We start from the raw sequence: 26,921 nt of genomic DNA, 5'->3' as shown, positions 1-26,921 counted from the left end.
ATTGGCCCGACGTGCTCCATGCCCCTCCCTTTATTTTTCCAATACATCGCGCCGGTCCAGGGGCGGCGGCCCTTGGTGGGGGAGGTTTGGAGGGGGGCGAAGCCCTCTCCATGGCGCAACCGCCGTTATTCATTCACTCGCCAGCCCATCGATCAACGCGGCATAGGTCGCGAACATCGTTTCTTGGTCGTAGTCGTTTTCGACGCGTCGTCGGTTCGCGGCCCCGAGCCTTGTGCGCAGCGAAGGATCGCGCAGCAGCGGGCGCAGCGCCGCCGCCAGCGCCGCATCGTCGCGGGCGGCCAGGTGCGGGCGGTTTTCCTCGGCCAGCATCGTGCCGACGTCACCGACATCGGTCGAGGCGACGGAAAGCCCGGTCGCCATGGCTTCCAGCACCGAGAACGGCATCTGTTCGGTGTCGGAGGACAGGCAGAACAGGTCCATCGCGCGATAGGCCGCCGCCGGGTCGGCGATGGCGCCGGCGAAGGCGACCGATGCGGCGATGCCCAAATGTTCGGCCAGTGCCATCAGGGGCTGCTTTTCGGGTCCATCGCCGACGATGGCCAGGCGTAGCGGCACGCCGTCGCGCAGCAGGATCGCCGCCGCGCGCAACAGGCGGCCGAGGTTTTTTTCCGGCCGCAGTGCCGCGACCGTGCCGATCAACGGCCCTTCGCCCGGGGCATCCAAAGCCGCGCGCGCGCCGTCAGGCGCGAAACGGCGCAGGTCGATGCCGTTGGGGACGTAGCGCAACCGCGCCTCGGGCAGGCGCCAGGTTTCGCGCGCCGCGCGCAGCAGCGTGACCGAGGGCAGGATCACGGAGCTGCGCCGCAGGACCAGCCGGCGTGCCAGGATCCGGCGCGGAATCTGGCCGGCGCTTTCGTCGCTACCAAAACCGTCTTCGGTGTGCAGGTGCGGCAGGTCGCGAAGGAAGCGGCTGGCGATCGCCCATTCGATGCTGCCCCAGTTGCTGGTGACCAGCAGCGCCGGCCGCAGCCGCCGCAGCAGGGCGATGATGGCGAGCAAGCGCTGCGGCGCGGCCTCACCGCGCGCATAGGGCGACGGGACCAGTTGCAGCGGCACGTCGGGTGCCAGGCGCGCGGCACAGGCCTCGCGCCCGTCCAGCGCCACCACGGCATGGCGCCAGCGCGTGCCGTAGCGGTTGGCAAGTGCGGCGAAGCGCACCTGCGCGCCGCCGACGGCGAAACTCGGGAAGACGTGCAGCAGCAGGGGGGGGGCGGGGCTTTGCCCCAGCGTCATGAGGCGGTTTCCAGATGGGCGCTACGCGGGTCGCGCGCCGTGTCGCGGCGTTCGATCTCCTGCGTCGCCAGGCCGACGACCCGGCGGGCGTGGTCGGCCCAGGTCAGGCCACGGCGCCCGATTTCCTGCCGCGCGGCTTCCCCCAGGCGCTGGCGCAACGCCGCGTCGCGGCCAAGCCGCAGCACGCAATGCCACATGCCGTCGGGGTCGGCGGGGTCGAACAGCAGGGCGGTGCGGCCGTCCTCCAGCAATTCGCGCAGGTTGGGCTGGTCGGGGGCGACGATGGCGCGGCCGGCGGCCATGTATTCCAGGACCTTCAGCGGGCAGGCATAGGCGACGGCGCCGGGTTGCAGGGCGATGTCGAAACCCCCGATCAGCGCCGGAATCCCGTCGCGCGCGGCAAGCCCGGTAAAATGCAGCCGGTCGGCGATGCCGAGCTCCGCGGCCAGGGCCTCCAGCCCCTCGCGCGCCGGGCCTTCGCCGACGATGCGCAGCACGAAGCGCGGCGCGCCCTGCCAGGCCGCGATGGCGCGCAGCACGCGATCCAGCCCGTGCCAGTCGCGCAGGAAGCCGACGAAGCCCAGCACGACCTCCGGCGCCTCCGCCGGTGGTGGCGGTTCGGGGAAATCGGCCATGTCGATGCCGTTGGGGATCACCACGATGCGCGACGCCGGCACGCCGGCCGCCGCGACGATCGCGGCCAGCACGGCGGTGACCGGCAGCACGGTGCTGGCGCGGCGCCAGTTGAAGTGCTCGGTGGCGGCGGCGATGCGGCGCAGGGCTAGGTTGCCGAAGCGGGCGCGTTCCTGCGCCAGGGGGGCGTTCACCTCCAGCAACAGCGGCAGGCCGCGGTGGCGTGCGACCAGCGCGCCGGCCAGGTGGAACAGATTGGCGCGTTCGTAGATGACATCGGGGGAAAACCCCGCCGCCGCCTGGTTCAGCCGCCAGGTCGCGGGGATGGCATAGGCCAGTTCGGCCAGTTCCCCGACCCAGGCGGGCAGCCAGCGGCGCACCAGCGCCACCATGCGGCTGTCGTCGCCCAAGGTCGCCTGGTCGAAACCGGCGGGGCCGACGACCAGCACCTCGTGCCCGGCCGCGCGCAGGGATGCGACCATGGCTTCCAGATGCACCGACTGCCCGTCGCGGGACCGGATGCGATGGCTGTAGAGGATTTTCATGCGCGCATATTCCCTGTCGCCATGCGGTCGCTCAGCCAGCGCCGGCCATGGGCCAGCGCCTGGCGCCCCAGTTCCACCCAGCCGGCCGGATGCCAGGGATCGGTCAGCACGACGCCGCAGCGTTCCGTCCGCTGGCCGGCCCAAAGCTGCTTGTAGGCATCATCGCCCCGGCCGAAATCGAGTTCGGTGACGCCATCCTCGTCGATCAGCCCGCGGATCATCAGCGCGGTCAGCGCCGTGCCCGGAGAGGCTGCACTGGCGCCCTGGTCATGCGCCAGCTTCAGCAGGCAGGCGCGCCCGCCCGACACCACCCAGTATTGCGCGGCGATGGCCTGGCCATCGGCCTGCGACAGCACACCCAGGCGCAGCCCGCCGGTCGCGGCCGCGGCCCGCATCAGGGCGGGATCGAAGGCCGGAAAGGGTTCCTGGGGTTTCCAACTGCGGGCGCGGACATGGCAATAGGCGGCGATCCCGGCCTCCAGCATCGGCCCCGACTGGGCATAGGCGGTGAAGCGCCCGGCCCGTGCCGTCTTGCGGCGGATGGTCGCGCGCAGGGCCGGCGGCCGTTCGGCGAGATAGGCGTCCCAGCCGTCGCCGGGCCGCAGCGGCGCGCGCCAATTGCCGAAATGCCGGAAGCGGTCGACCGAGAGGCCGGTGGCGCGCAGCCCATCCAGCAGCGCGGGCAGGCCCTGGGCCTGGGGGTCCATCGCCTCCAGCAGCGTCGGACCCCGGCCGTGCAGCAGATGGCCGAGGCCGCGCCCGGCATCGCGCAGCGCCGCACCTTCCGCCCGGCGCGCCAGCAGCGGCGCCCAGCCGAGGGTATAGGGCGTGACCAGGCTGCGCAGGCGCCCCGCCTGGCGGAGCAAGGGCAGCAGCACGGCATCCCCGGCGCCGCCGACCGCCAGGACCGGCTGCGCCCCGGACGGGATCGCGCCCGCCAGCACGGTGTCGTACCAGACCCGCCCGGCGAAGAAGTCACCGGACCCCGGCGGCGCGAGGAAACGGTCGCACCAATCGGGCAGCCGGGCGTCGTGCAGCGGCACGAGCCGGGCGGCGTCAGCCGCGCAACGCATGGACCAGCCCCCCTGCCCATTCGCGCAGGGCGAAGCAACGGACGGCCGGGCGGTCCGGGCGCGGGGCGAAGTGCCGCGGCGCCGCCACGGCACCCAACCCCTGCCGCGCGGCCCCGGCGTGACGGGCGAAGGAGAGGGTCATCGTGCGGCGACCTCGGCCACCAGGCGCGGTGTCAGGTCGCCCCAGGGCGGCGCCCGCCGCATCCGCCGCAGCGCCACGGCGGCGAAGGGATCGCGCCAGGGCCTGGGCGCACGCTGGGCCGGCGCCGCGTCGATCCAGCGCAGGGCGGCGGCATCGGCATCGGCCGGCAGGGCGGTGAAGCCGGCGGGATAGATCGCCTCGCACAGCGCCGCCCATTGCAGCCGGCCGCGCGCCTGCTGCACCAGGCGATACCAGTGCCGGCGCAGATCCTGCCAGCGCCAGGGCCGCAGGTGCGGTGACACCCAGGTGGCGTCCAGGTTCACTTCCAGGCGTTCGTTCAGCCACCCGCCCGTGGCGGAATCCAGGTCGTGCATGACGAAGGACCCGAGCAGCCCATCGCCGCGATACAGCCCGACCGGCAGCCGCAAGCCGTCGGCGACGATGCGATCGACGAAACTGCCGCGCAGCGCGAAGAGCGAGCCGTGCAGCCCAGGGTAGGCGACCATGCTCCGCCGCAACGCCTCGGCACTGCGCCCGGTGCTGGGCACCGCCGCCGCCGCATTGGCGACGGGCTTGTCGCGCAGGCTTTGGTCCAGCCGGCGCAGCGCATCGGGGGCGACGGCGGCATAGCCATCGACGAAGAAATAGGTGCTCGCGGCGGGGCGCAGCGCGTGCAGGAAGGCGTTGACCGCATTGGCCTTGTCGCCCTGCGGGATCGCGAAGACACGGCCGGCCAGGTCTTCGGCGCGCAGCGCCTCGGCCGCGACGGTGGGCGAGGCGTCGGAGCAGCCGTTCAGCAGCACGGTGACATGGCCCCGCGGCCCCAGCCCGGCGCGCGCCAGGGCGTGCAGGCAGGCGGGCAGGTTGGCGGCCTCGTTGCGGGCGAAGACGGCGACGCTCCAGCCGGTTGCGACCTCAGCCACCGCGTGCCGCCATCTGTCCGCCCCCCGGCAGGCGCAGACGGCCGGCGAGGTGGGTGAGAAGGGCCAGCAGGTCGGTCTCGGCCCCCGCCGGGCAACCGGCCAGGCGCCACATCGCGGCGACCGAGCCGATGAAGACGGTGGCGCCGAGGCCGATCGCGGCCAGCAGGTGCCAGATGGCGATGGCGGCATCCCTCGGCGGCGCGACCCAGCCCAGGCCGCAGCCCCACAGCACCAGCGCCATCGCCGCGGCCGCGATGGCGGGGCGCCGCAGGCAGGCCAGGAAGGACCAGGCGCCGAGCCCCACCATGCGCAGCGCCAGCCCGACCAGGGTCACATGTTCGGCGACCAGCGCCAGCCCCAGGCTGATCCCAGCGCCGACCAGGCCGAAATGCGGCATCAGCAGCACCAGCAGCAGCACGCGCAGAAGGGCCGCCCCCGCGGTGACGACCAGGATGGTGCGCAGCAGGGTCTTGGCATTCAGCAGGGCGACGCTGACATTGCCGAACAAGGTCATGGTGAAGGCGACCGCCAGGATCGCCGCGACCGGCACCGCATCGACCCAGCCCTGGCCGAAGGCCAGCGCGATCAGCGGCCCCGCGATCAGCGACATGCCGACCCCGGCCGGGATCGTCAGCAGCGCCACCAGCGCGTTGATCCGCAGATAGGCGCTGCGCACGCCGCCGACATCTTCGCCGCGAAGGGCCGTCGCGAACCCCGGCATGCAGGCGCGGCAGATCGGATCGACCAATTCGCTGGTCGGCAGCGAGGCGACCTCATGCGCGACGGCGTAAAGCCCCAGGGGCGGCAGCCCCAGGATGCGCCCCACGAAGAAACTGTCGGCCCGGTCCCGCAGGACCGAGGCGACGCCGATGCCCCAGGTCCAGGTCGAGACTCCCACGAGGTCCCGCCAGGCGGCCAGCGACAGGCGCGGCCGATACGGCGACATCACATGCCCCATCGCCACCAGGGCGAAGCGGTTGGTCAGGATGCCGATGATCAGGGCCCAATAGCTGCGCAGCACGAAGGCCGCGACGATCACGGCCGCGATGCCCGCGACCCGCGGGTAGAATTGCAGGCGGAACTCCTTGTCGAATTCCATGCGGCGGCGAAAATCGGCGACGCCGATATTGGTCGCGCCACTGACCGCGGCCGAGAAGGCCAGGGCGAAGAGGATTCTCTCCAGCCGCATATCGCCGAAGAACTGCGCCGCGGGCGCCGCCGCCACGGCGATCAGCACGGCCAGGAACAATCCGCGGATCAGGTTCAGCGTGAAGGCGGTGTCGTAGAGCACTGGCTGCGGATCGCGGGCGCGGACGATCTGGTCCTCCACCCCGATCGCCAGGCAGATGTCGAGCGACACGGCGAAGGCGGTGGCCAGCGCCACCAGCCCGAAATCCGCCGGCAGCAACAGCCGCACCAGCACCAGCGTGCTGATCAGCCCCAGCACGCGGGTCATCATCCGCCAGGCGACGACCCAGCTGGCGCCCCGCGCGGTGCGCGCGAGCAGACTGTCGGTCGCGGTGCGCGCGAGCAGGCTGTCGGCCGGGGCCGTCATCCGGCAAGCGCCATGGGGCGGGGGGCGAAGCCGGCCAGGGCGGCACGATCCACGCCGGACAGGAAACCCTCCAGCACCAGCAGGTGCCATAGCGGCTGGGCGTGGTCGAAGCGGCCGCTTTCGTGCTGGTCCACCAGCAGCCCGAGGGCGGCGGCATCGAACAGCCCGCTGTCCAGCATCGCGTCACCCAGCAGCCGGTCGCGGACGACGCCGGCGTGTGTGCGGAGAACCTGGCCCAGCGGGTTGGCGAAGCCGCGCTTGGGGCGGCGCATGACCTCGGCCGGCAGGAAGGGTGTCATGGCGCCGCGCAGGACATGCTTGCCCTGGCCGCCATGCAGCTTCAGCGACGCCGGCAGGGCCAGGCCCCAGGCGACGAGGTCGTGGTCGAGCAGGGGGGGGCGCACCTCCAGCGACACCGCCATGCTGGTGCGATCGACCTTGGTCAGGATATCGCCGGGCAGATAGGTGTGCAGGTCGGCGTATTGCGCCTGCAGCAGCGGTTCGTCGGGGTCGCATTCCCCCATCAGGGCGGCGAAGCGGGCGGCGGGATCATGGCCGTCGACGGCGGTGCGCAGGGCGCGCGACATCAGGCCGCGCCGCTGGCGGTCGGCCATCCGGCAGACCGTGCCGTAATAGCCCATGGCACTGTCCAGGCTGATTTCCGTCAGCGTGGTCTTGGCCCGCAGCCAGCGGGGCGCGCGGTCCAGCTTGGGATAGGCGCGGGCGACGCCGCCGATGACCGAGCCACGGATACGGGCGGGGATGAAGCGGCGCACGGCCTCGGCCATCTGGTGCCAGCGGTAGCGGCGGTAGCCGGCGAAGATTTCGTCGCCGCCGTCGCCGGACAGCGCCACGGTGACGTGTTTCCGGGCGAGCCGGCAGACCGCCAGGGTCGGCACGGCGGAGGGGTCGCCGAAAGGTTCGCCAAAAATGGCGCCCTGCTGCCGGGCGGCGGCGATGGGGTCGCTGTCCACCATCTCCGCATGGTGGGTGCCGCCCAGGCGGGCGGCGAGCATGGCGGCTTCCGCCCTTTCATCCGCCGCACCCGGGAAGCCGATGGTGAAGCTGTCGAGCGGATGCCCCGCGCGGGCCGACAGGGCGGCGATCGCGCTGGAATCCAGCCCGCCCGACAGGAAGCAGCCGAGTGGCACGTCCGACATCAGCCGCGCCTCGACCGCCGCTTGCAGGCGTTCGGCCAGCTCCTCGGCCGCTTGCGCCGGGGCGGCGGCGACGGCGCGCGGGGCCTGCCAGTAGCGCAGCGGCGCCGGGATGCGGGTTTCGCCCCGGCGCAGCAACAGGAAATGCGCCGCCGGCAGGCGCTTGATGGCGGCATGGATCGTGTTCGGATCGGGCACGTAGCCCAGCGCCAGGTAATCATCGACGGCCGTGGGATCGATCGCGCGGGACAGGCCCGGGATGGCGAGCAACCCGCCGATTTCCGACGCGAAGGCGACGCCCCCATCGGGCAGCCGCGCGTAATGCAGGGGCTTTTCGCCCAGGCGGTCGCGCGCCAGCAGCAACTGCCCCCGGTCGCGATCCCATAGCGCGAAGGCGAACATCCCGTTCAGCCGGTCCAGCACGCCCAGGCCCCAGGCGCGCCAGCCGTGCAGGATCGCCTCCGTGTCGCTGCGGGTCTGGAAGCGGTGGCCGAGCGCCTCCAATTCCCGCCGCAGGGCCAGGTGGTTGTAGATTTCGCCGTTGAAGGTCAGCACCACGGCGCCGTCGTCGCTGGCCATGGGCTGGGCGCCGCCGGCGAGGTCGACGATGGCCAGGCGCCGATGGGCGAAGGCGAGCCCGGCCTCGGCCCAGAACCCCTCTCCATCGGGGCCGCGATGGCGCAGGGCATGGGCCATGCCGCGCAACAGCCCGGTGTCGGGCAGCCTGGTGCTGGTCGGGTGGAACAGGCCGGCGATGGCGCACATGGTTAATTGCTCCCGGAGCACGGGCCGCTCGCCGCTGAGGCCGCGCCCTGTGTTAAGGATCGAAGAGGGGTGTTCCGGCTCGCACGATTCGGTCCGCCCATGGTTGCAAGGGTCAATGCATGCAGTCGGATGGCAGCGGGAAAGGCCGGGATCGGCGCACGACGGACCGCCTGAACTGGCGTGCCGCGACGCTCTTGATCTTCCTGCTGTCCGTGTTCGGCTGGCTTGTCGTCGCGGCGATCATCTGGCTGCTCAGGCGCTGAGGTTTCGCGGGGGCGCGCGTCTGGGTTGCGGCGCTGCCGGCAGGCCATGCGACGGCCACGCCCGCTGATGCGATGCGCGACACCCGTTCGCACGGGCTGACGGCGCGGCGCGAGTATACGCGCCGGGCAACAGGATCCTTGCCATCGCGAACCTGCCTCCTGGCCCCGCATCATATGTGCCTAATAGACCAGGCAGCCGTGCAAACCAAGACTTTATTCATTCTATACTGATTTACATTTTGCACGTAAATTTAAATATCGAAATAAACCAGAATGAAAACCATTTAATACTTATATTCGTTCCGGTCTTTATAGAACAGAAATCCACATGCGGCGGCACCACAACAGTCGTCCATGGCCGCGGCGGGTTGGCGCGCGCGGAAGACCATTGGTGGCTACGAAAGCCGCCAGTTGCCGCTCGGCGTCAGCTTGTATGCCAGGTCGGGGTCGTTGCGCGCGAAGTCACGCAGGTTTGGCGCCAGGGTCGCCACGGTCCGCATGCGCTGCGGTGTCGCCGCACGCATCATGTTGGGGATCACGGTGCGCGTCAGCAGCCCCGGCCCGGTATCGTTCCAGATGTTCAGGCGGGTGTTGTTCGCCTCCGCCGCCAGGGTGCGTTCATTCACCTCGGCGATCGCGGCGGCCAGCAGGGGCGAACCGGGCCGCGCGCCGATCAGGCAATTGTTGAAATAGCCGGGGGAATCGCCGGCCAGGACCACGACGATCTCACTGTCCTCCAGCGCGTTCAGCAGCGGATCGACCGGTGCCACGCAATGCTCGTCGGCATCGACGTAAAGCCCGCCATGGGTATGCAGCCAGAGCAGCCGCAGGTAGTCGGCCTTCATCGCCGCATGGTGGCAGCGATCGAACACGCGCAGCGCGACATCGCCGTAAGCGCCCCCGATGAAGTCGCGCGCGCTGTCCAGGTGCAGCACGGTATGCGGCACATCCGGATTGACGGCGCGCCAACTGGCCAGGGCCACGGCGACATCGTCGGGCGGGGTGGGGGCATCCCAGAACTGCATCACGCCCAGCCCCCCGCTGGGTCGCCGCGCGTCCTCCTTCGCCAGGAACGGCAGGCGCCCGGCGGCGCGAACCGCCTCCAGCCAGAAACGATGGGGCATGCTGTCGAAGCTGGGCCCGAGGCCCATCCAGCTTCGGGACAGGGCGATCAGCCCGTCCGGGTCCTCGGCGACCATGCGGATGCGGCAGGCCTGGATCCAGGTGCCATGCGACCAGCGGGCGCGCGGCCAGCGTTCCAGATAGGCCGAGGCACGATCCGGATCGCCGCAGTCCATCGCCAGCTTGGAGGCGAATTCGACGATCGCCTGGGTCGCGGGATGCGTCACCGGATGCCGTGCCAGCAGCCGCAGCGCCGCTTCGGGATCGCCCTGGCGATAGACCAGGCGCATGCGCGCGAACAGCACCGATCCATGGCCTTCGAAACGGGCCTCGCCCCAATCGGCTAGGCGTTCGGCCCAGCCGAGCCGCCCGACCGAGGTCAGGGCGATGATCAGCGTCGCAACCTCACCCGCCGACATGCGCCCGGGGCGCAATGCGGGCATCAGGCGGCGCAGCGTGGCGTGGGCGGCCGCCAGCATGCCTTCGGCGCGCGCCCGTTCGCCCGCCCACCAATCCGGCAGGACGCGGCGGACGCGAGCGAAGCGCTGCATGGCGAGGTCCGGCAGGCCGGCGTTGCAATAGGCGGCGGCGGCGCGGAATTCCCATTCGTCATGCCCGCCGGACATGCGCGCGGCGGTGTCGAATGTCCGCGCTTCGGTCAGGAAGGCGCCGCTCATGCGGTGTATGTTGCCCAGCAGGACATGCGCTTCGGCATCATGGTGGCCGAGCGCGATCGCGTCGGTCAGCGCTATGCGCGCCCGTCCATAGGCCGATCGTTCCAGCAGGAGCCGGCCGAGCGCGACATGCCGACCCGAATTCCCCGGGTCCGCCGCCAGCCCGGCCACGCATGCCGCGAGTTGGGGGTCTTCCATTTCGCGGGCATCAACGCGCGTCGCCATAGCCGTCCCGTCAGCGTGACCGTGATTCAGCGTGACCGTGATATGGCCTATCGGAGTTCAACTATATCCGGAACGGCGGGACTGGCCAACCAGCGGCCTGCCGCTTGACGGAAGATCGGTGCGAGGGGATGCAGATCGTGCCGATGCTGGCGGCCATCCGGTGCTGGTTGGTCGCCGGGGACGGTCTGTGCCCGACCGGAGATGACTGAAGATGGCCGACGACAAAAAGGGTTCCGCCCAAGGCGGCGTGCCCGCCGCGCAGACGCCTTCATCGGCGGCCGCCCCGGCGACGCCAGCCGCATCGACGGGCGACATTCGCACCACCTTCGAACGAATCTACGAGAAAAACGAATGGGGCTCGTCCGGCCCCGGCTCCGACCCCTTCGTCAACATCGGCTACCGCGGCTTCCTCGAAACCTTCATGCGGATGAACGATGTCAGGTCGGTGGTGGATGTCGGCTGCGGGGATTGGCAGTATTCGCGTTTTCTCAATCTGGATCACATCAACTACCGTGGCTTCGATGTGGTCTCCAACCTCATTGAAACCAACACGCGGAATTATGCCCGCAAGGGCGTGAGCTTCGCGCTGATGCCGGAAGACAAATCCAAGCTGCCGGCCGCCGACCTGCTGATCATGAAGGACGTGTTGCAGCATTTGCCGGATGCGCTGATCCACGAATACCACACGGAGGTCTTTCCGCGATTCCGCTGGGTGCTGCTGACCAATTCGTGGAAGAAACTGAACACGCCGCGGAATATCGAGGCGCCCGTCGGTGGCTTCCGCTGCCTGGACGTCGCGGCACCGCCCTACCGGTTCAAGGGTGCCTATGTGTTCGAGGCATGGGCCGAGTGGGAACGCATCAGGACCTTCCTGATCTACAAATAGACCGGCGACAGGCTGCGCCGGGACCTGGCCTGATGCCGCGCAATCGCCGCGCGCAGCCAGCACGCAGCGCGGCCACGATGGGTTCCACGCAGCGCGGCCACGATGTGTTCGGCGCATCGTGGCCGCCTTGCCGTGTCGTTGATCGGTGTTGTCGACTGCGGTTCTGATCAGCCCGCGTCGCCGGACCGTGCGCGGCGCTGGTAGTGGGTCGCCATCATCCTGGCCACGGCCACCAGCGCGCTGCGGTGTCGCGGATCGGTGATGGTCCCGAAGATATGGATCAATTCCACGATATCGTCGTCGTTGCTGCCAGCCTTCGGATGCGGGTCGGGTTCGGTGGCGGATCCGGCGGAGATCAGACTATCCGCGCGGACGCCAAGGGCTTCGGCGATCGCGATCAGCCGGCTCGTCGCGATGCGCGTCGTCCCGGTCTCGTAGCGGTGCAACTGCGCGCCGGTCACCCCGACATGCTCCGCCAACGTCTTCTGCGTCTTGCCCTGGGCCCGGCGCAGGCGCCGGACCTCGCCGCCGATTGCGGCGTCGGAACGCATCGGTTCGCGTTGGGTCGCCGCGAAGGATGGCATGTGCGGGCTTTGCTCCACCGGCGCGGGCGGTATCCCGCCGCCATTGTGGGAAACGGCGCCTGGCCTGGGTTCCATCCTGGTGAGCGTATGCACGTTGCGCGGGAGGCGGATTGTGCCGCCGAAATCGTCTGAGCTGAAGGCCACCGGCAATTCTCCATATGGCGAGGCGGCGAGGCCCATGTTCTCGCCCCTTCATTCGCCGATCCTTAACGCGTGAGCGGCCCAGGGTTTGCCTCCTGCAAAGGCTGATGATCATGGTGCCTGCGAAATCCGCCTGGCGGTTTTGGCGGCCGGCGGGCCGTGCCTGAGGCCGCGCCGCCCTGGCCAGCCCTGGCATGTCGCATGGTGACCCGCCTGCCGGCGTCTGGGCCGGCCATTTTCTCTCACGGCTTCGTGACATGCGCGTTGCGAGAAATGGAGGCCCGCCACCGCCGGCATGATGATTCTGCCTGCTGATCGCGACAGGCATCGGCGCAAGTCCGGCCAGGGAAAGCAGCACGCCCGGACACAGCATCGACCGTCCCGCGGGGATGGGTCAGGCGGGTTCGATCAGTTGCGGAAAGGCGACCAGGATCCGCGATCCGGCATCGCCCCGCACGACCGACAAGGCGCCGCCTTGTTCCTGCAGCATGGCGGCGACCATCCGGATGCCGATGCCCCTGTCGCCTTCGTCCATCGCCGTGCGGTCGGACTCCTGGTCTTCCAGTTCCAACTGCCCGCCGCTCTGGGTCCTGACGAAGCGGACGCAGAGGGAGCCCTTGCCATAGGCCATGGCGTCAGCCAGCAGCTCACCCAGGACAAGGCCGAGCATTTGCGCGCGTTGCGGCGGCCAGAAGGCGCCTCGCTCAACCTCAAGTGCGATGGATCGCCCGGCATCCGGCCCCGACAGGCTGGTGCGCAATGTGCCGACCAGCCCGTGCAGATACCCTGCCATCTCCACCGTCTCGAAGCGCTCACCCTGATTGAGTTGCCGGTGGACGGCCGCGATGGTGATGACGCGCATGGCACTTCTTCGCAGCAGGTCACGCGCCAGGACCGTCTCGGCCGCCTTGGCCTGCAACGTCAGCACCATGTGGACGAGCTGCAGCCCGTTGCTGAAACGGTGGCGCACCTCGGCCAGCATGGCGCCGCGTTCGGCGAGGATCTTCGCATGCGCCCCCGCACTGCTTAGGCGCGCCAGCGCAAGGCCAAGTGTATTGGCCAAAGCCTCCAGATAGCGGAGGTCGGCGTCGCCGAACGCCCCAGGCCTGGTGTCCTCCACTTCCAGGACGCCGAAGGGTGCGGTCGCAGCGCCGATCACCACAGCCACGTCCCGCTTCACGCGGTGGTCGGTCGCCGGTGATGGCGCGCGCGCCCCGACCCCGGCCCGTAGCAACAGCTTGTCCGTCCCGCCGTCATATTCCAGCACCTTGGCGAAGGTGGCCGTGAGCCCTTCGGCCGCCGCGCGCGCCGCTTCCTGCATCAGGGTGAGCGCATCGTCCTGGCGCAAGGCAAAGGCGCCGTAGTCCGCGATCAGTGCCTGCTGCCGCATACGCCGGCGCAGGTCCGCCAGCCCCTGGGGCAGGCCGGGCGCCGGTGTGCGAAGGGTGATCGGACGCGTATCCGCCGCGGCGGCTGGGGCCGCCTGCTGTCCCGGATCGGCCAGGCCGCGCATCGCCGCGTGGGCCTTGAACCGTTCCCAACCGGACAGAAGCGCCGCCAGTTGGTCGTCCTGGGGCGCACGATCCCGGCGAAGGCGCTGCAACGCCTCGCGCAGGGCCAGGATCGGATGCCCCTCCGGCAGGTCGGCGCCGGTCTGGATCGCCTTGAGGAAGCCGGGCGCCAGGTCCGGCCGGTCGCGTTCGATCACGAAGGCGCCGTAGCCCATGACCGAGGCGCGCCCGAAGGCCAGCATCCGACGGGCGAAGCCGCGCAGGCCAAGCAGGCGGGGAAACTCGGTCAGGATCTGGCGGACTTCAGCGGCGGAGGCCTTCTTGGCGCGCGTCGCCTTTGGCCGGCGTTCCTGCCGCCACAGCAGATTCGCCATCGCTGCCGCCAGCGCATGGTCGCCGAAGGCTTCGGTGTCCTCATCGACCGACGGCGCCCGCCGCATATGGATGTCGTAGGTGTCATGGGCCGCCTCCGGCAGGCAGCGCACCACCGGCACCTCGATCGTGCCGCGCGATGCGATGACGGCCATCAGCCGGTGCTGTCCGTTGATCAGCCGGCCATCGGCGGAAAAGCAGATCGGCTGCGCGTTGCGCATCCACCGGCCCGCCGCGATGTCGCGCGCAAAGGCGGCCACAAGCGTCTGGACAGGTCCGCGCCTGGCGATGTTCGTCGCCAGGTATCGCGTGGCGGTGGCCTGGTCGATGCGTTCGAACCGCGCGGTGCAGTCGTTCGGCACGGGGCCGCGGTCTTGCTTGCGGCCGGCGGAATCGGCGCGGGGCATGGCCAGCCCGGCATAGCCATCCAAGCAGGGGAAGGGTTCCGCGGGTTCGCCCGCGACGGGCTGTGTGTTCCACGCGATCTGGGACAAGGTTTCGCCACGCAGCGACGCATTCAGCGCCTTGATCGCCAGCGCGAAGAGCGTGTTTCGCCCAAGGCCGCGCGGCCCGGCCTGGACCGCCCGGTCCAGGGCCCGCCGCAGCGCCACGCCGGGTTCCCCTGGCGCCGACCCGTCTGGATGCGCGACGGCCGCCAGCAACCGGCCCGTCTTCGTCCGGTCCACCTGATTGCCCATGTAGAGGATCGCCGTGCGCACCGGTTCGGGAAGGGGTGATCCCGCCATGGGCAGGCTTGCGGCCACGGCCTCCTGCAGGCCGGGGTTGGCCTGCATCAGGCGTTCGACCATGGTCCAGGACAGTGCCGGCGGCGCGATGGCCTGCTGCGTCAGGTGCTCATAATCGAGGAGCCGCACGACCAACGCCATCTGGGCATCGGCCTTGCGCATGCCCGGGGCACCGAGGCTGCCGGAAGAGGATCGCCGTCGATGCTGGTCGATCGTGTGCAGCACGTCGTCGTCCACGTCGCGCGCGACGAAGGTCGAGAGGGGGACCTGGCTTTCGATACAAGCCAGCAGGCGCTGCATGCCGTCCAGCAGGACGCCGCGGCGCGAGACGATGATGGGGATCCCGTTCAGGACCCAACTGCCATCCGCCATCGCCGCGGCATAGTTTCGCACGGCCGTGTCCTGCCGTTCCGCGCCACGGCGTGGCGACGCCAGCAGCAGGGCGGCGGCCGCCGGGGTCAGGTTTTCCAGCACGAAGCTTATGGGCGCGCTGTCGTCAGGCGCGGCGCCGTCCGGGCCGGCGGCATTCATCCTGTGCGCCGCCAGGCCACTGCCCATCGCGGCGATGACCCGGCGGGGAGCGGCGGCGTGAACGCGAAGCGGGTCAAGACGGCACTCCTCAACGTCAGGAACTTGGCCATGGGAGAGTCCTGGCGGCGCATACGGCATGGGGAATGCCGGTAAACGCGCAGGGGCCGCGCCGGTTGCCGAAATGATGCTTGAGATTCAAGAATCCCTGCGCCGGCGCGCGCATCCGGCGACCCAAACCAGCAGCGGATGCCCCCGTTTTCCGGCAGGCCGCTACCGCGCCACCGCCCCCATCGGGAAGGACCGCAGGTCGCGTTGCGCGGTGCGGAACACCGCATCCTGGCGGTGCTGTTTCTCCCGCGCGAGTTGCGGCACCCGCCGCGTCACCCATTCGCCGAGCGACAGCGCCGACACCCGGCCCTCGCTATCCATCGCCGCCCGCCCGCCCAGTCCCTCGCGCACGGCGAAGGCGAAGATGCCGTTGCGTTCGTCGTAGGAATCCAGCGCTTCCTGCACGCTGGTGCTGGCGGCCAGCAGGAAGCGCCCGGTTTCGTTGCCCAGCGCCGCCAGGCTGTCGATGGTGACCTGACCGGCGTGGCAGGTGTCGATGAACAGGAACCCATCGCGCGCGCGGATGGAGGCGAGGGCGCCGACCAGCGTGTCCTCATCCAGCGCAATCCGGCGCAGCGCATCCCAATTGGCGATGCTGGTGGTTTCATGCGGCAGAAACAGGAAGCGCCGGTCCGGTTCGCTGCGCACGCCGTGGCCGGCGAGATAGAGGACGAAGGTATCCTCCGGCTGCGCCACCTGCGCCGCCGCCGCCAGCGCGCCCAGGATTTTTTCGCGCGTGGCGTCCTGGTTGGTCAGCAGGGTCGCGACGACTTCGCGGAACACGCCGCCGGCGCGTTGGCGCAGGGTTTCGACGACCGTGCGCGCATCGGCCACGGCGAAGCGCAGGTTCAGTTCGGGCAGCGCGTATTGATCCACGCCGACCGCGACCAGGATCAGCCGCCCCGCCGCGGCGGGCGCCACCGCTTGGCCGGCGCGGCGCAGGTCCAGGGCAGGCCCTTCGGCGAAGAGCGTGCGGTCATCGGCATAGAGCCGGGCGGAGACGCGGTTCGGCCCGGGGTCGAGCGGCACCTCGACCGCCGTCTGCCCCGGCACGGCCACGGCGCGCACAGCGATACGGTCGTTCACCATGACATCCAGCGGTCCCAGGCCCAGCCCACGGTCCGTGGTGGCGAAGGTCAGGCGCAGGGCGCTGGCCCCTTCGGGCAATTCGGCCCCGCCCCAGGCGACCGGAAGGCAGCCGGCGTCGGTCACGGCGCAGGCCTGGCCGGCGGCCAGGGTCGGCAGGCGGCCGATGCGGCCGCGCACATCGCCCAATTCGGCCATCCGCGCGGCGGCGGGGGCCGCATCGCCGCGCATCCGCGCCCGGACGGCGGCCGGCGCATACAGCGCGCGATAGGCCTGTTGGAAACTGGCCCATTCGGGGGTCTGGGCGCGGCCGTTGTTCAGGTGGACGCCGACCAATTCCTGCCCGCCCTGGGGCGCGTGGTCGAACAGGCCCTCCGGCGTCCAGGCGACCCAGCGGTGGGAATCAGCATGGACGAACAGCGCGCCGCGTTCGACCAGCCGGTCGGTCGTGTCGAACCAGCGGATGCTGCCATCGCCCAATGCGGCGACGGCGATGCCGTTCAGCGCGACCAGCCCCCAGACCGCGCCCGGCATGGCCAATTGGTCGATCGGGCGGCCGCTGGCGTCGAACATCCGCAGATGCGTGTCGGTGCCGAGCAGGAAGGCCTGGTCATTCGGCATGATGGCCAGGCTGCGGCTGAACTCACCCTCACCCAGCGGCAGCGGGCGGCCGTTCAGGCGGGGGCGGTTCTGGTTGCGCCAATCGGTCACCACGATCCGGGCCGATTGCTGGCGGGCGCCGTAGAGGCCGGGCGTGTCGCCTTCGTCCAGGCGCCCCGCCTGGGCGTCGAAGATCAGCGCCGGCGTATTGGGCCGCAGGACGAGGCGCACGCGCTGGCCGTCCTCGCTGGCCGCCAGCAGGTTGGCGGTGTTGCGGAAATCGCCGCCCGGCGGGCGTGGCGCCAGCGCCACCGCGCCATCGGGCGCCAGGCGCCCCCAGCCGGGGTCGGCGGTGGCGAAGACCAGCCCGCCCTGCGGCAGCGGCAGCAGATGGGCGATGGCATCGCGCGCCACCGGGATGTCGCGCGGCGGGCCAAGCCCGAAATCGGCCCAGCGGCGGATGATGAAGCCGGGCGCATCCGGCGCCGTCGCGGCGGCCGCGCGGGCGTAGCCGGCCGCGTGCAACTGCACCCCGCCACGCGCATCGGCGGCCCAGGCCACCATCGGCAGGCCCTCACCCAACAAGCCCGAGGCATCGGGGGTCATCACGTTGCGCAGGTCGGAACTGGCCAGCAATTCGACGCGCAGCCGGTCCTCGAACCCCACCGCCAGCAGCGCGCCATCGGGCGACCAGGCGATGCCATAGGGCTTGCCGCCCGCGACCGGGGTGCGGATGGCGGTGCGCCGGCCGCTGGGGTCGTAGACCCGCACATTGCCATCGGCCGAGGTCGCGGCCAGGCGGCCGGAGGGATCGAAGGCCACCATGCGGGCGGCGCCCTGCCAGCCGACATTGTCCTCCGCCAGCAGGCGCCCGGTGCGCGCATCCCAGATGCGGATGCCGGATCGCCCGGCCAGGGCCGCCGCCACGCGCGCGCCATCGGCCGACACCGCCAGATGCTGCACCGGCGCGGGCAGGCCCGGCAGGCGCGCGAGCAGCTTGCCCGTCGCCGTCTCGAACAAATACACCGCGAAGGCGCCATCCCAGGCGCGGGCGGAAAAACCCGCGGCGAAGGCGCGCGTGCCATCCGGCGTCAGCGCGACGGCGTAGAGTTCGCCTTCCTCACCGGCCGCGATCGGCACCCGCAGCACGCCAAGCGGCGTGCCCTGCGGCAGCGACCAGAGCCGCAGGGTCTTGTCGTCGGAGACGGTGGCGAGCACGCGGCCGGCGGCGTCGATCGCCATGCGGCGGACTGGCGCCGTATGGGCGGCAGCCTCCACCCGCAGGATCGGCGCCTGCGGCGGTTCCTGTGCGGCAGCCGCGCCAATCCAAAGCGACGCCCCGAGCAGGGCGACGCGGCAGGCGCGGATCAGGTGATCAGCCAGCGAGTTCGAAGCCACCCGCCGACGCCAGACGTTCGGCATTGCCGACGCTTTCAGAGAAGTTGTCGCGCCGCGCGAGGTTGGTCGCCGCCAAGCTGCGCAATTCGCCGCCCTGCGCCGAGGGGATGCTCGCATCGGCCACCCGCACCGGGCCGCGCGTGGTCTGGAAGGCATCCGACGGCGCATAGCCGCGCAGGCCGGAGGAGGTTTCGACCAGCGCATAGCCATCGGCCGCCGGCCGCACCGTCACCGCGTCGCGCGGGCCGATCTGGGCGATTTCCGGGCTGTCGCCCTTGGGTTGCAGGCGCAGCGGCACCGGGCGGCGCGCGGTCACCTGGATCGGCTGCTGGCGGCCGACGACGGCGCCGGCCACCGCGGCCTTGCCGCCCGGCACCGTATTGTCGATCGCGGTGTCGAATTCCGCGCCGCGCGTGCCGATCTGGGTGTTGATCTGCTGCGCCAGTTGCAGGTCGCGCTGCGCCCGGGTGCGGATCTGGGCCATCTGGGCGACGCCCGTCGCGCGATCCAGCCGGCCCTGCTGCACCGCCATGCGGACGGTGGCGGCCGAACGGAAGCGGCAATCCATCAATTGGTCGAAGGCGACCTGGGTGCGTTCCAGTTCGGCATTTTCGCGTTGCAGGTCGGTGCCGATCTGCGCCGACACCGCCGCCTGGTCGCGCCCCTGCTGGTTGACCGAGGCGTAGTAGCCGACCGCAGCCCCGCCGGCGCCGCCGATCGCGGCCCCCAGCAGCGCGCCGCGCCAATTGCCCGACGCGAGGCCGCCGATCGCGGCCCCGGCCAGGGCGCCGACAGCGGCGCCGCGCAGGATATCCTCGGCGAAGAAATTGCCCGTGCTGTCCAGCGCCACGAGCTGGCTGCGGCAGGGATCGCTGCCGTCATCCGACCCGATGCGGCCAGCCCGCGTGGTCACGCAACCCGCCAGCATCAGCGATGCGGTCAGGACGGCGGTGGTGCGATGGAAGGTGCGGGGCATCTGCGTTATCTTCCCTGACAGCCGCCTTACCCTAGCGCTTTTCAACACCATGCGCCAAGCCGTGTAACCTGTGCTCCCCCCAATCGAGACCGATCACTTCCGCGCTATGACGCCGACGTGACTCACTGGAACCTGTCTCACTGGCGCCGGCCACGTCCGATGTCCTAGGCTCCCTTTACCCAGATTCCGGAGACAGCCCATGACCATCGGTCGCCGCCCGCTCTTCACCGCTGCCACGCTCGGTGCCGCGGGCCTCATCACCCGATCCGCCCGCGCCCAGGCGGGCACCATCCGCATCGCCACCGCCGGGCCGATGACCGGATCCAACGCCGCCTTCGGCGCGCAGATGCGCGCCGGGGCTGAACAGGCGGTGACAGACATCAACGCCGCCGGCGGCGTGCTCGGCCAGCGCCTCGTCCTGGAAATCGGCGATGACGCCTGCGACCCGCGCCAGGCGGTGTCGGTCGCCAACCAGTTGTCGGGGCGCCAGGTGAAATTCGTCGCCGGGCACTACTGCTCCGGCTCGTCGATCCCGGCGCGCGATGTCTATGCCGAGGAAGGCGTGCTGCAGATCAGCCCCGCCAGCACCAACCCCGCCTTCACCGAGCAGGGCAAGTGGAACACCTTCCGCGTCTGCGGTCGTGACGACCAGCAGGGTGCGGTGGCCGGCGCCTATATCGCCGCCAACTTCGCCGGCAAGAAGGTCGCGATCCTGCACGACAACTCGGCCTATGGCCGGGGTCTCGCGGAAGAAACCAAGAAGGCGCTGAACGCGGCCGGCGTGACGGAAACGCTCTACGCCGCCTATACGCCGGGCGAGCGCGACTATTCCGCGCTGGTCAGCCGGATGAAGCAGGCCGGCATCGATGTCGTCTACGTCGGCGGCTACCACACCGAGGCGGGGCTGATCCTGCGCCAGTCCAAGGAACAGGCGCTGAACGTCACGCTGATCGGCGGCGACGCGCTGGTGACGAACGAGTTCTGGCAGATCACCGGGCCGGCCGGCGAAGGGGCGATGATGACCTTCTCCTCCGACCCGCGGAAGCGGCCTTCGGCGGCGGCGGTGCTGGAACGGTTCCGCGCGCGCAACATCGATCCGGAGGGCTATGTCCTCTATACGTATGCCGCCGTGCAGATCTTTGCCCAGGGCGCCACGCGCGTCGGCGCGGTCGATCCGCGCCGGATCGCGGCGGTGCTGAAGTCGGGTGGACCGTGGGAGACGGTGCTGGGCCCGATCTCCTTCACCCCCAAGGGCGACATCACCGTGCCCGACTACGTCTTCTATATCTGGCGCAACGGCGCCTACGCCGAGGTGTAATGCCGCGTCGGGGTCAGCGGCGCCGCGCGCAAGCGCCGCGCTGCTCCTCGACGAAGCGGTTCTGTTGATAGGTCCGGCCGTTCCAGCGGTAGACCGGGTGGCAAAAGCCCGGTCCGCCGACCTGCAGGTCGGGCCAGCCATTCGCCGATGTCGTCATCACGGTGGGGATGCCCGGGCTTTCGAAGACCTTGCGCCACTGGCCGTTCTGGCCGCGCGTGAGCAGCACGAAGCCCTGGCCGGTCATGCCGTAGCAGGCCGTGCCGCCATCGGTGACGAAGGCTTCGGGCAAACCATCGCCATTGATGTCGCGCACATCGCCCGGTTCGATGCTGGCGCGCGACTGGCCTTCGCATCCCACCCAGGCGCCGCCGCGCTGCACGAAGCCGGCGGCGCGCAGGATGGTGGCCTGTTCGGCGGCCGAGGGGGCGGCGGCCGGTTGGGCCTGGGCCGCCGGTGCGGTCGCCAGGGCCAGCGTCAATCCAAACGCCAGGGCCAGACCGCGTTGCATGGTGGTTGCCGACGACATGACGTCCCTCCTCCGTCAGGGCGGGTGCGTATTCTGCTGTGCGCAGCCCGCGCCGATGGCGCAACGATGCTGCACGATCGGTGGCCGGCACGTCGAGGGAAACCTGGGCGCGGCCCACCCGCGTCGGCGAAACGCCGCGATCGGGGCTTGTCCTTTTTCCTGTGCACCGTGCAGGCGCAGGCCTGGAGCATGGTCCAGGCTGATCATGTCGGGGCAGGGGGAAAAGAGGAATGACCGTGCGGAACGTGCTCTTCGTCATGGCCGACCAGCTACGCTGGGACCACCTGGGCTGCGCCGGGCATCCACATCTGAAGACGCCGAACCTCGATGCGCTGGCGGCGCGTGGGACGCGGTTTCCCAATGCCTTCGTGCAATCGGGCATCTGTGGCCCGTCGCGCATGTCCACCTATACCGGGCGCTACGTCTCCTCCCACGGCGCCACGCACAACCGGGTGCCGCTGTCGGTGGGCGAGGTGACGCTTGGCTGGCACCTGCGTGAGGCCGGGCGGACGCTGGCGCTGGCCGGCAAGACGCATGTGGTGCCGGACCGGCAGGGGATGCGGCGCCTGGCGGTGGATGGCGCCGACGAACTGGCTGTGCTGCTGCGCGAAGGCTGGTTCAGCGTGGTCGATCGCCACGACGGCCACCACGCCGAACCCGACAGCGCCTATGCCGACTTTTTGCGCGCGCAAGGCTATGGCGGTGCGGATCCCTGGACAGACCATGTCATCGCCGTCACCGACGATGCGGTGCAGACCCAGTCCGGCTGGCACATGCGCAACGCGCGCTTTCCGGCCAAGGTCGCCGATGCCCACAGCGAAACCGCCTATACGACCGACCAGGCGATCCGCTTCATCGAGGCGCAGGGCGACAGGCCCTGGGTGCTGCACCTGTCTTATGTGAAGCCGCATTGGCCCTATGTCGCGCCGGCGCCCTGGCATGCGATGTATAGCGCGAAGGAATGCCTGCCGGTGTCGCGCAGCCCGGCGGAACGCGGCGCGCATCCGGTCCAGGATGCCTTCATGGAGGAGGAGGTCAGCCGCGCCTTCCAGTCGGACGACTGCATCGACACGGTGCGCCCGGCCTACCAGGGGTTGGTCTCTCAGCTCGACCATCACCTCGGCCGTGTCTGGGCGGCGATGGACCACGGCGGGCGGTGGCAGGACACGCTGGTGGTCTTCTGCGCCGACCATGGCGACTACCTGGGCGACCATTGGCTGGGCGAGAAGGAGTTGTTCCACGATTGCATCCAGAAGATCCCCTTCCTGCTCTACGATCCGGACGCCACGGCGCGCGGCGTCACGGATACGCGGCTGGTGGAATCGATCGACATCCTGCCGACGATCCTGGAGGCGCTGGGCCTGGACCCCGCGCTGCATTTGATGGAGGGGCGTTCTCTCCTGCCAGCGACGCGCGGGCGGCAAGGGCCTTGGCGCGATGCGGTGTTTTCGGAACTCGACTGGAGTTTTCGTGGGGCGCGGCGCCGGCTGGGCCTGCCGATCGGGGAACACCATGCCTGGATGGTGCGGACCGAGGCCTGGAAATACATCCACTGGTCCAGCGGCATGCCGCCGCAGCTTTTCGACCTGGCGGCGGACCCGGAGGAGTTTTTCGACCGCGGCACCGATCCCACCTTGGAACCGGTGCGCGAAAAAATGCGCGAAAAACTACTGGCCTGGTTCGCCGGGCTGAAGCACCGCACGACGATGACCTGGGCGGAGGCGGAACGCGTGACGGACAACCACAAGAAGGGCGGCGTGTTCTACGGCCAGTGGTAGGGGCCAGTGGTAGGGGCCAGTGGTAGGGGTTCAGGCCGCCCCAACCCGGTGGTAGTCGCGCTGCCAGTAGATCAGGCAATGCGCGCCTTCGCCGGCCCGCACCGCCTCGACCTCGGCGAAGAGCACCGTGTGGGTGCCCTTGTCCACGGAATCGACGATCCGGCAGTCGAAGGACACCACGGCATCGTCCAGCACCGGCGCGCCGGTTTCCAGCGTGCGCCAGGTGGCCAGGGCGAAGCGGTCGGGCATGGCGACATCGCCGGCGCCGGAGAAGGCCGAGGACAGGCTCTGATGGCCCATCGCCAGGGCGTTGACGCAGAGCACGCCATTCGCCTCGAACGCGCCGGAGGTGGAGCTGCCCCGGCGCATGCAGACCAGCAGGGTCGGCGGGTCGTCGGTGACGCTGCACACGGCGCTGGCGGTGAAGCCGGCGCGGCCGCCGGGACCATCGGTCGTGATGACATTCACGGCCGCCCCCAGGCGGGCCATGCAGTTGCGAAAATCCTGGCGGCTGGCGGGCATGATCGGATCCTTAGGCGACCTGTAATCTAGGCTGCCGGGGCCGCGTGGCAAAGGGGCTGGGGGCGATTAGCCTGGGTGCTGCAGCCCGCGCATCACGCGCGCCAGCCCTGCCTCCCAGGGCGGCAGGGTGACGCCAAAGACCCGTTGCAGCTTGCCGCCATCCATCCGCCCATCGGCAGGGCGCGTGGCCTTGGTCGGCCAATCGGCGGTGGCGATGGCCTCCACCACCGGGCTGGGGCCGCCGAAGGGCGCGGCGGCGGCGAAAATCGCCTGGGCAAAGGCGTGCCAGGTGGTGGCGCCGCCGTTGGTCGCGTGGAACACGCCGCGATAGGCCGGCTGCCACCCGCCGTCGCGGATGCGCGCCAGGATCGACGCGATGGCATCGGCCAGGTCGGGGGCCGCCGTGGGCGTGCCCTGCTGGTCGCCGACCACGCGCAGCACCGGCCGTTCGGCGCCGAAATGCAGCATGGTGCGCACGAAGTTCTTGCCCATCGGGGCATGCACCCAGGCGGTGCGCAGCACGATCGTCTGCGGATTGCCCGCCAGCGCCGCCCATTCGCCCGAAAGCTTGGTGCGGCCATAGACGCTTTGGGGGTTGGGCACGTCCTCCTCGACATAGGGCGCGCCCTTCTGGCCGTCGAAGACGTAGTCGGTGGAGATCTGGACCAGCGGGATGCCGGCCGCGGCGCAATGGGCGGCGACCAGGGCGGGGCCGATGGCATTGGCGCGGAAGACCTCGGCCGGGGAATCCTCCGCCGCGTCCACGGCGGTCCAGGCGGCGCAATTGACCACGGCATCGGGCCGGGCGGCGGCGAAGGCGGCGGTGATGGTCTCCGGCCGGTCGAATTCGAAATCGGGCTGGCCGACCAGCAGCGCCTCGAACCCTTGTGCCGGCAGCGCCTCCGCCAGGCCGGTGGCAAGCTGGCCGCCCTGTCCGGTGACGAGAATGCGGCGCATGGCGGGCCTCAATAGGTGAAGGGGGGCGGGATATCGGCCAGGCGGGGGGCGATGCGGTCCTTGGCCGACAGGATCGCATTCTCCGCATCCAGCGGCCAATCGATGCCAAGGGCCGGGTCGTTCCACAGGATGCCGGCATCGGCCGCGGGGTCGTAATAGGCATCGACCTTGTAGATGACCTCGGTATTGGGTTCGAGCGTGCAGAACCCATGGGCGAAGCCGCGCGGCACATAGACCTGGCGCCAGTTCGCGGCCGACAGCACGGCCGAGACATGCCGCCCGAAGGTCGGCGACCCCGCCCGCACATCGACCGCCACATCCAGGATGGCGCCACGGACCACCCGGATCAGCTTGGACTGCGCCGAGGGCGCGCGCTGGTAGTGCAGCCCGCGCACCACGCCGCGTTCGGCCGACAGGGAGTGGTTGTCCTGCACGAAATCGACATCGACGCCGAGATCGGCCAGCGGCTTGCGCTTCCAGACTTCCGAGAAGAAGCCGCGCTCATCGCCGAAGCGCTTCGGTTCGAGCAGCAGGACCTCGGGGATGGCCAGCCGCTCGATCTTCATGCGTGCCGTCCGTCCGCGAGGTCCGCGAGGTATTTGCCGTAGCTGGTCTTGCCGAGCGCGCGGGCCTGGGTCCGCAGCGCCTCGGCGTCGATGAAGCCCATGCGGAAGGCGATTTCCTCCGGGCAGCCGACCTGTACGCTCTGGCGGTCCTGCACCGTCTGGACGAATTGCGCGGCCTGCAGCAGCGATGCGGGGGTGCCCGCGTCGAACCAGGCGCAGCCGCGGCCGAAGCGTTCGGAGGCCAGGGTGCCATCGGCCAGGTAGGCCTTGTTCAGGTCGGTGATCTCCAGCTCACCCCGCGCCGATGGCACCAGGGCGCGGGCCATGTCGGTCACGCGCGCGTCGTAGAAATACAGCCCGATCACCGCCCAGTCGGATTTCGGATGGGCGGGCTTTTCCTCCAGCGACAGAACGCGGTCCTGCGCGTCGAATTCCGCGACGCCGTAGCGTTCCGGGTCGCCGACGCGATAGCCGAAGATGGTCGCAAGCCCGGTTTCGGCCCGCTTGCTGGCCGCCTGCAACTGTTCGGGGATGCCGGCGCCAAAGACGATGTTGTCGCCCAGCGCCAGGGCGCAGGGCTGCCCGCCGATCCAGTCGGCGGCGATGACGAAAGCCTGGGCGATGCCATCGGGCCTGGGTTGTTCGGCATAGGTCAGGGTGACGCCGAACTGGCTGCCGTCGCCCAGCAGGCGCCGGAACATCGGCAGGTCATGCGGGGTGGAGATCAGCATGATGTCGCGGATGCCCGCCAGGATCAGCGTGCCGAGCGGGTAATAGACCATCGGCTTGTCGTAGACCGGCAGCAACTGCTTGCTGGCTGCCAAGGTCATCGGGTGAAGGCGGGTGCCCGAACCGCCGGCGAGGATGATGCCCTTCATGTCGATGCCTTTTCGGTGCCGAGCCTTTGGCCGGCGTAATGCTTGTCGCGGATCGGCCGCCACCAGGCCTCATGGGCCAGGTACCAGGACAGCGTGTCCTCCAGCCCGGCCTCGAAGGACCATCTGGCCTTCCAGCCCAGTGCGGCCTCGGCGCCCGACGGGTCCATGGCGTAGCGGAAGTCGTGGCCCGGGCGGTCGCGGACATAGGTGATCAGGCGTGCGCGGGGGCCGGCGGGATCGGGGCGCAGCCGGTCGATGGTGGCGCAGATCGCGCGGACCACCTCAAGATTGCTGCGTTCCTGGCGCGGGCCGAGGCAATAGGTCGCGCCCGGCGTGCCGTGGAACAGCGCGAGGCACAGGGCTTCGGCATGGTCCTCCACATGGATCCAGTCGCGGATGTTGGAGCCATCGCCATAGACCGGCAGGGCCCGCCCCTCCAGCGCATTCAGCGCGACCAGTGGGATCAGCTTTTCCGGGAATTGCCAGGGCCCGTAGTTGTTCGTCGTGTTGGAGACGAAGGTCGGCATCCCGTAGGTATGCTGCCAGGCGCGCACCAGATGGTCCGACGCGGCCTTGGATGCGGAATAGGGGCTGCGCGGATCGTAGCGCGTGTGTTCGTCGAAGGGCGGATCGTCGCTGCTTTCGAGCGAGCCGAAGACTTCGTCGGTGGAGACATGGTGGAAGCGGAAATCGGCTTTTTGCGCGCCCTCCAGCGACATCCAATGTTCGCGGGCGGCTTCCAGCAGGACCTGGGTGCCGACCACATTGGTCTGGATGAAGGCCGCCGGGCCGTCGATCGACCGGTCCACATGGCTTTCGGCGGCCAGGTGCATGACCCGCGACGGGCGCCATTCCGCAAAGACCTGGCGCATCGCCGCGGCGTCGCAGATATCGGCCCGCACATGCACATGGCGCGCATCGTGGCCCAGCGCGCCCAGGCTGGCCGGGCTGGCCGCATAGGTCAGCTTGTCGACGTTCACCACCGTCGCATCCGTGGTGCGCAGCAATCGCCGCACCACGGCCGAGCCGATGAACCCCATGCCGCCAGTGATCAGGAGCCGCGTCATTCAGCCATCTTCTATGTTCGGGATATCCAATCGGATAAT

The 26,921-nt window shown here is 70.1% G+C and carries 22 protein-coding genes; 4 read left to right on the top strand and 18 right to left on the bottom strand.

Features of this window, described 5'->3' with window-relative positions; genetic code table 11:
* Window positions 1-129 precede the first annotated feature (129 nt).
* Genes ACQW02_RS24060 through asnB form a run of 7 tightly spaced genes read right to left on the bottom strand, consistent with a single transcriptional unit; the run spans window position 130 to window position 8,047 of the window.
* Window positions 130-1,254, bottom strand: a complete 1,125-nt coding sequence (locus ACQW02_RS24060) for a glycosyltransferase family 4 protein (RefSeq protein ID WP_431282448.1) — start codon at window positions 1,252-1,254, stop codon at window positions 130-132.
* Window positions 1,251-2,432 (bottom strand): glycosyltransferase family 4 protein, encoded by a 1,182-nt coding sequence (locus tag ACQW02_RS24055; protein WP_431282447.1) that lies wholly within the window; start codon window positions 2,430-2,432, stop codon window positions 1,251-1,253. Before ACQW02_RS24055 ends, ACQW02_RS24060 begins: the two co-directional genes overlap by 4 nt.
* Window positions 2,429-3,505, bottom strand: a complete 1,077-nt coding sequence (locus ACQW02_RS24050) for a GNAT family N-acetyltransferase (protein ID WP_431282446.1) — start codon at window positions 3,503-3,505, stop codon at window positions 2,429-2,431. The genes ACQW02_RS24055 and ACQW02_RS24050 overlap by 4 nt, the downstream gene beginning before the upstream one ends.
* The gene (locus tag ACQW02_RS24045) at window positions 3,489-3,647 is read right to left on the bottom strand and encodes a hypothetical protein (RefSeq protein WP_431282445.1); all 159 of its coding nucleotides are present in this window, start codon (window positions 3,645-3,647) and stop codon (window positions 3,489-3,491) included. Before ACQW02_RS24045 ends, ACQW02_RS24050 begins: the two co-directional genes overlap by 17 nt.
* On the bottom strand, window positions 3,644-4,570 hold the full coding sequence (locus tag ACQW02_RS24040; protein ID WP_431282444.1) for a glycosyltransferase: 927 nt from the start codon (window positions 4,568-4,570) through the stop codon (window positions 3,644-3,646). Before ACQW02_RS24040 ends, ACQW02_RS24045 begins: the two co-directional genes overlap by 4 nt.
* Entirely contained in the window at window positions 4,563-6,125 is a 1,563-nt protein-coding gene (locus ACQW02_RS24035) for an oligosaccharide flippase family protein (protein ID WP_431282443.1), read from the bottom strand. Before ACQW02_RS24035 ends, ACQW02_RS24040 begins: the two co-directional genes overlap by 8 nt.
* On the bottom strand, window positions 6,122-8,047 hold the full coding sequence (gene asnB / locus ACQW02_RS24030; protein WP_431282442.1) for an asparagine synthase (glutamine-hydrolyzing): 1,926 nt from the start codon (window positions 8,045-8,047) through the stop codon (window positions 6,122-6,124). The genes ACQW02_RS24035 and asnB overlap by 4 nt, the downstream gene beginning before the upstream one ends.
* 119 nt (window positions 8,048-8,166) lie before the next feature.
* Here asnB and ACQW02_RS24025 point away from each other — a divergent pair, with 119 nt between their 5' ends.
* Window positions 8,167-8,310, top strand: a complete 144-nt coding sequence (locus ACQW02_RS24025) for a hypothetical protein (RefSeq protein ID WP_431282441.1) — start codon at window positions 8,167-8,169, stop codon at window positions 8,308-8,310.
* A 395-nt stretch (window positions 8,311-8,705) separates the two neighbouring features.
* On the opposite strand, the gene ACQW02_RS24020 is transcribed toward ACQW02_RS24025, so the two are convergent.
* A complete protein-coding gene (locus ACQW02_RS24020) occupies window positions 8,706-10,331 on the bottom strand; it encodes a glycosyltransferase (RefSeq protein ID WP_431282440.1) in 1,626 nt (541 codons plus the stop codon).
* A 211-nt stretch (window positions 10,332-10,542) separates the two neighbouring features.
* Between ACQW02_RS24020 and ACQW02_RS24015 the strand changes: the two genes are divergently transcribed.
* Entirely contained in the window at window positions 10,543-11,217 is a 675-nt protein-coding gene (locus tag ACQW02_RS24015) for a hypothetical protein (RefSeq protein WP_431282439.1), read from the top strand.
* Window positions 11,218-11,384: 167 nt separating this feature from the next.
* Here the strand turns inward: ACQW02_RS24015 and ACQW02_RS24010 are convergent, their stop codons facing one another.
* The 4 genes from ACQW02_RS24010 to ACQW02_RS23995 all read right to left on the bottom strand — a co-directional run bounded on the left by ACQW02_RS24010 (window position 11,385) and on the right by ACQW02_RS23995 (window position 19,270).
* The gene (locus ACQW02_RS24010; protein ID WP_431282438.1) at window positions 11,385-11,981 is read right to left on the bottom strand and encodes a helix-turn-helix domain-containing protein; all 597 of its coding nucleotides are present in this window, start codon (window positions 11,979-11,981) and stop codon (window positions 11,385-11,387) included.
* Window positions 11,982-12,336: 355 nt separating this feature from the next.
* Window positions 12,337-15,102 (bottom strand): sensor histidine kinase, encoded by a 2,766-nt coding sequence (locus tag ACQW02_RS24005; RefSeq protein WP_431282437.1) that lies wholly within the window; start codon window positions 15,100-15,102, stop codon window positions 12,337-12,339.
* Window positions 15,103-15,372: 270 nt separating this feature from the next.
* Complete coding sequence (locus tag ACQW02_RS24000) at window positions 15,373-18,318, bottom strand: caspase family protein (protein WP_431282436.1); 2,946 nt, start codon at window positions 18,316-18,318, stop codon at window positions 15,373-15,375.
* Window positions 18,272-19,270, bottom strand: coding sequence for a glycine zipper domain-containing protein (locus ACQW02_RS23995; protein ID WP_431282435.1), 999 nt, complete (start codon window positions 19,268-19,270; stop codon window positions 18,272-18,274). The genes ACQW02_RS24000 and ACQW02_RS23995 overlap by 47 nt, the downstream gene beginning before the upstream one ends.
* A 199-nt stretch (window positions 19,271-19,469) precedes the next feature.
* On the opposite strand from ACQW02_RS23995, the gene ACQW02_RS23990 reads away from it, so the two are divergent.
* On the top strand, window positions 19,470-20,588 hold the full coding sequence (locus ACQW02_RS23990) for a branched-chain amino acid ABC transporter substrate-binding protein (protein ID WP_431282434.1): 1,119 nt from the start codon (window positions 19,470-19,472) through the stop codon (window positions 20,586-20,588).
* Between the two features lie 13 nt (window positions 20,589-20,601).
* Here the strand turns inward: ACQW02_RS23990 and ACQW02_RS23985 are convergent, their stop codons facing one another.
* Window positions 20,602-21,114, bottom strand: a complete 513-nt coding sequence (locus ACQW02_RS23985; protein WP_431282433.1) for a hypothetical protein — start codon at window positions 21,112-21,114, stop codon at window positions 20,602-20,604.
* A gap of 230 nt (window positions 21,115-21,344) precedes the next feature.
* Here ACQW02_RS23985 and ACQW02_RS23980 point away from each other — a divergent pair, with 230 nt between their 5' ends.
* Complete coding sequence (locus ACQW02_RS23980) at window positions 21,345-22,892, top strand: sulfatase-like hydrolase/transferase (protein ID WP_431282432.1); 1,548 nt, start codon at window positions 21,345-21,347, stop codon at window positions 22,890-22,892.
* Window positions 22,893-22,922: 30 nt separating this feature from the next.
* On the opposite strand, the gene ACQW02_RS23975 is transcribed toward ACQW02_RS23980, so the two are convergent.
* The 5 genes from ACQW02_RS23975 to rfbB all read right to left on the bottom strand — a co-directional run bounded on the left by ACQW02_RS23975 (window position 22,923) and on the right by rfbB (window position 26,882).
* Window positions 22,923-23,417: a flavin reductase gene (locus ACQW02_RS23975; RefSeq protein WP_431285966.1), complete on the bottom strand. Its 495-nt coding sequence runs from the start codon at window positions 23,415-23,417 to the stop codon at window positions 22,923-22,925.
* A 63-nt stretch (window positions 23,418-23,480) separates the two neighbouring features.
* Window positions 23,481-24,371 (bottom strand): dTDP-4-dehydrorhamnose reductase, encoded by an 891-nt coding sequence (gene rfbD / locus ACQW02_RS23970; RefSeq protein ID WP_431282431.1) that lies wholly within the window; start codon window positions 24,369-24,371, stop codon window positions 23,481-23,483.
* Window positions 24,372-24,379: 8 nt separating this feature from the next.
* Window positions 24,380-24,937 (bottom strand): dTDP-4-dehydrorhamnose 3,5-epimerase, encoded by a 558-nt coding sequence (gene rfbC, locus ACQW02_RS23965; protein ID WP_431282430.1) that lies wholly within the window; start codon window positions 24,935-24,937, stop codon window positions 24,380-24,382.
* Window positions 24,934-25,815: a glucose-1-phosphate thymidylyltransferase RfbA gene (gene rfbA / locus ACQW02_RS23960; RefSeq protein ID WP_431282429.1), complete on the bottom strand. Its 882-nt coding sequence runs from the start codon at window positions 25,813-25,815 to the stop codon at window positions 24,934-24,936. The genes rfbC and rfbA overlap by 4 nt, the downstream gene beginning before the upstream one ends.
* Window positions 25,812-26,882: a dTDP-glucose 4,6-dehydratase gene (rfbB, locus tag ACQW02_RS23955; RefSeq protein WP_431282428.1), complete on the bottom strand. Its 1,071-nt coding sequence runs from the start codon at window positions 26,880-26,882 to the stop codon at window positions 25,812-25,814. Before rfbB ends, rfbA begins: the two co-directional genes overlap by 4 nt.
* Between the last annotated feature and the right edge of the window lie 39 nt (window positions 26,883-26,921).

It is taken from the genome of Humitalea sp. 24SJ18S-53, from assembly GCF_050632385.1.
Taxonomy (GTDB): Bacteria; Pseudomonadota; Alphaproteobacteria; order Acetobacterales; family Acetobacteraceae; genus Humitalea.
Note: the sequence above shows the minus strand (reverse complement) of the source record. Positions and strands in the feature narration are given on the sequence as shown.

What these genes read in the sequence shown, in the direction of transcription:
- ACQW02_RS24060 (WP_431282448.1), bottom strand. Translation starts at nt 1,254, where the DNA reads ATGACGCTGGGGCAAAGCCCCGCCCCCCCCCTGCTGCTGCACGTCTTC.
- ACQW02_RS24055 (WP_431282447.1), bottom strand. Translation starts at nt 2,432, where the DNA reads ATGAAAATCCTCTACAGCCATCGCATCCGGTCCCGCGACGGGCAGTCG.
- ACQW02_RS24050 (WP_431282446.1), bottom strand. Translation starts at nt 3,505, where the DNA reads ATGCGTTGCGCGGCTGACGCCGCCCGGCTCGTGCCGCTGCACGACGCC.
- ACQW02_RS24045 (WP_431282445.1), bottom strand. Translation starts at nt 3,647, where the DNA reads ATGACCCTCTCCTTCGCCCGTCACGCCGGGGCCGCGCGGCAGGGGTTG.
- ACQW02_RS24035 (WP_431282443.1), bottom strand. Translation starts at nt 6,125, where the DNA reads ATGACGGCCCCGGCCGACAGCCTGCTCGCGCGCACCGCGACCGACAGT.
- asnB (WP_431282442.1), bottom strand. Translation starts at nt 8,047, where the DNA reads ATGTGCGCCATCGCCGGCCTGTTCCACCCGACCAGCACCAGGCTGCCC.
- ACQW02_RS24025 (WP_431282441.1), top strand. Translation starts at nt 8,167, where the DNA reads ATGCAGTCGGATGGCAGCGGGAAAGGCCGGGATCGGCGCACGACGGAC.
- ACQW02_RS24020 (WP_431282440.1), bottom strand. Translation starts at nt 10,331, where the DNA reads ATGGCGACGCGCGTTGATGCCCGCGAAATGGAAGACCCCCAACTCGCG.
- ACQW02_RS24015 (WP_431282439.1), top strand. Translation starts at nt 10,543, where the DNA reads ATGGCCGACGACAAAAAGGGTTCCGCCCAAGGCGGCGTGCCCGCCGCG.
- ACQW02_RS24010 (WP_431282438.1), bottom strand. Translation starts at nt 11,981, where the DNA reads ATGGGCCTCGCCGCCTCGCCATATGGAGAATTGCCGGTGGCCTTCAGC.
- ACQW02_RS24005 (WP_431282437.1), bottom strand. Translation starts at nt 15,102, where the DNA reads ATGAATGCCGCCGGCCCGGACGGCGCCGCGCCTGACGACAGCGCGCCC.
- ACQW02_RS24000 (WP_431282436.1), bottom strand. Translation starts at nt 18,318, where the DNA reads ATGCCGAACGTCTGGCGTCGGCGGGTGGCTTCGAACTCGCTGGCTGAT.
- ACQW02_RS23995 (WP_431282435.1), bottom strand. Translation starts at nt 19,270, where the DNA reads ATGCCCCGCACCTTCCATCGCACCACCGCCGTCCTGACCGCATCGCTG.
- ACQW02_RS23990 (WP_431282434.1), top strand. Translation starts at nt 19,470, where the DNA reads ATGACCATCGGTCGCCGCCCGCTCTTCACCGCTGCCACGCTCGGTGCC.
- ACQW02_RS23985 (WP_431282433.1), bottom strand. Translation starts at nt 21,114, where the DNA reads ATGTCGTCGGCAACCACCATGCAACGCGGTCTGGCCCTGGCGTTTGGA.
- ACQW02_RS23980 (WP_431282432.1), top strand. Translation starts at nt 21,345, where the DNA reads ATGACCGTGCGGAACGTGCTCTTCGTCATGGCCGACCAGCTACGCTGG.
- rfbD (WP_431282431.1), bottom strand. Translation starts at nt 24,371, where the DNA reads ATGCGCCGCATTCTCGTCACCGGACAGGGCGGCCAGCTTGCCACCGGC.
- rfbC (WP_431282430.1), bottom strand. Translation starts at nt 24,937, where the DNA reads ATGAAGATCGAGCGGCTGGCCATCCCCGAGGTCCTGCTGCTCGAACCG.
- rfbA (WP_431282429.1), bottom strand. Translation starts at nt 25,815, where the DNA reads ATGAAGGGCATCATCCTCGCCGGCGGTTCGGGCACCCGCCTTCACCCG.
- rfbB (WP_431282428.1), bottom strand. Translation starts at nt 26,882, where the DNA reads ATGACGCGGCTCCTGATCACTGGCGGCATGGGGTTCATCGGCTCGGCC.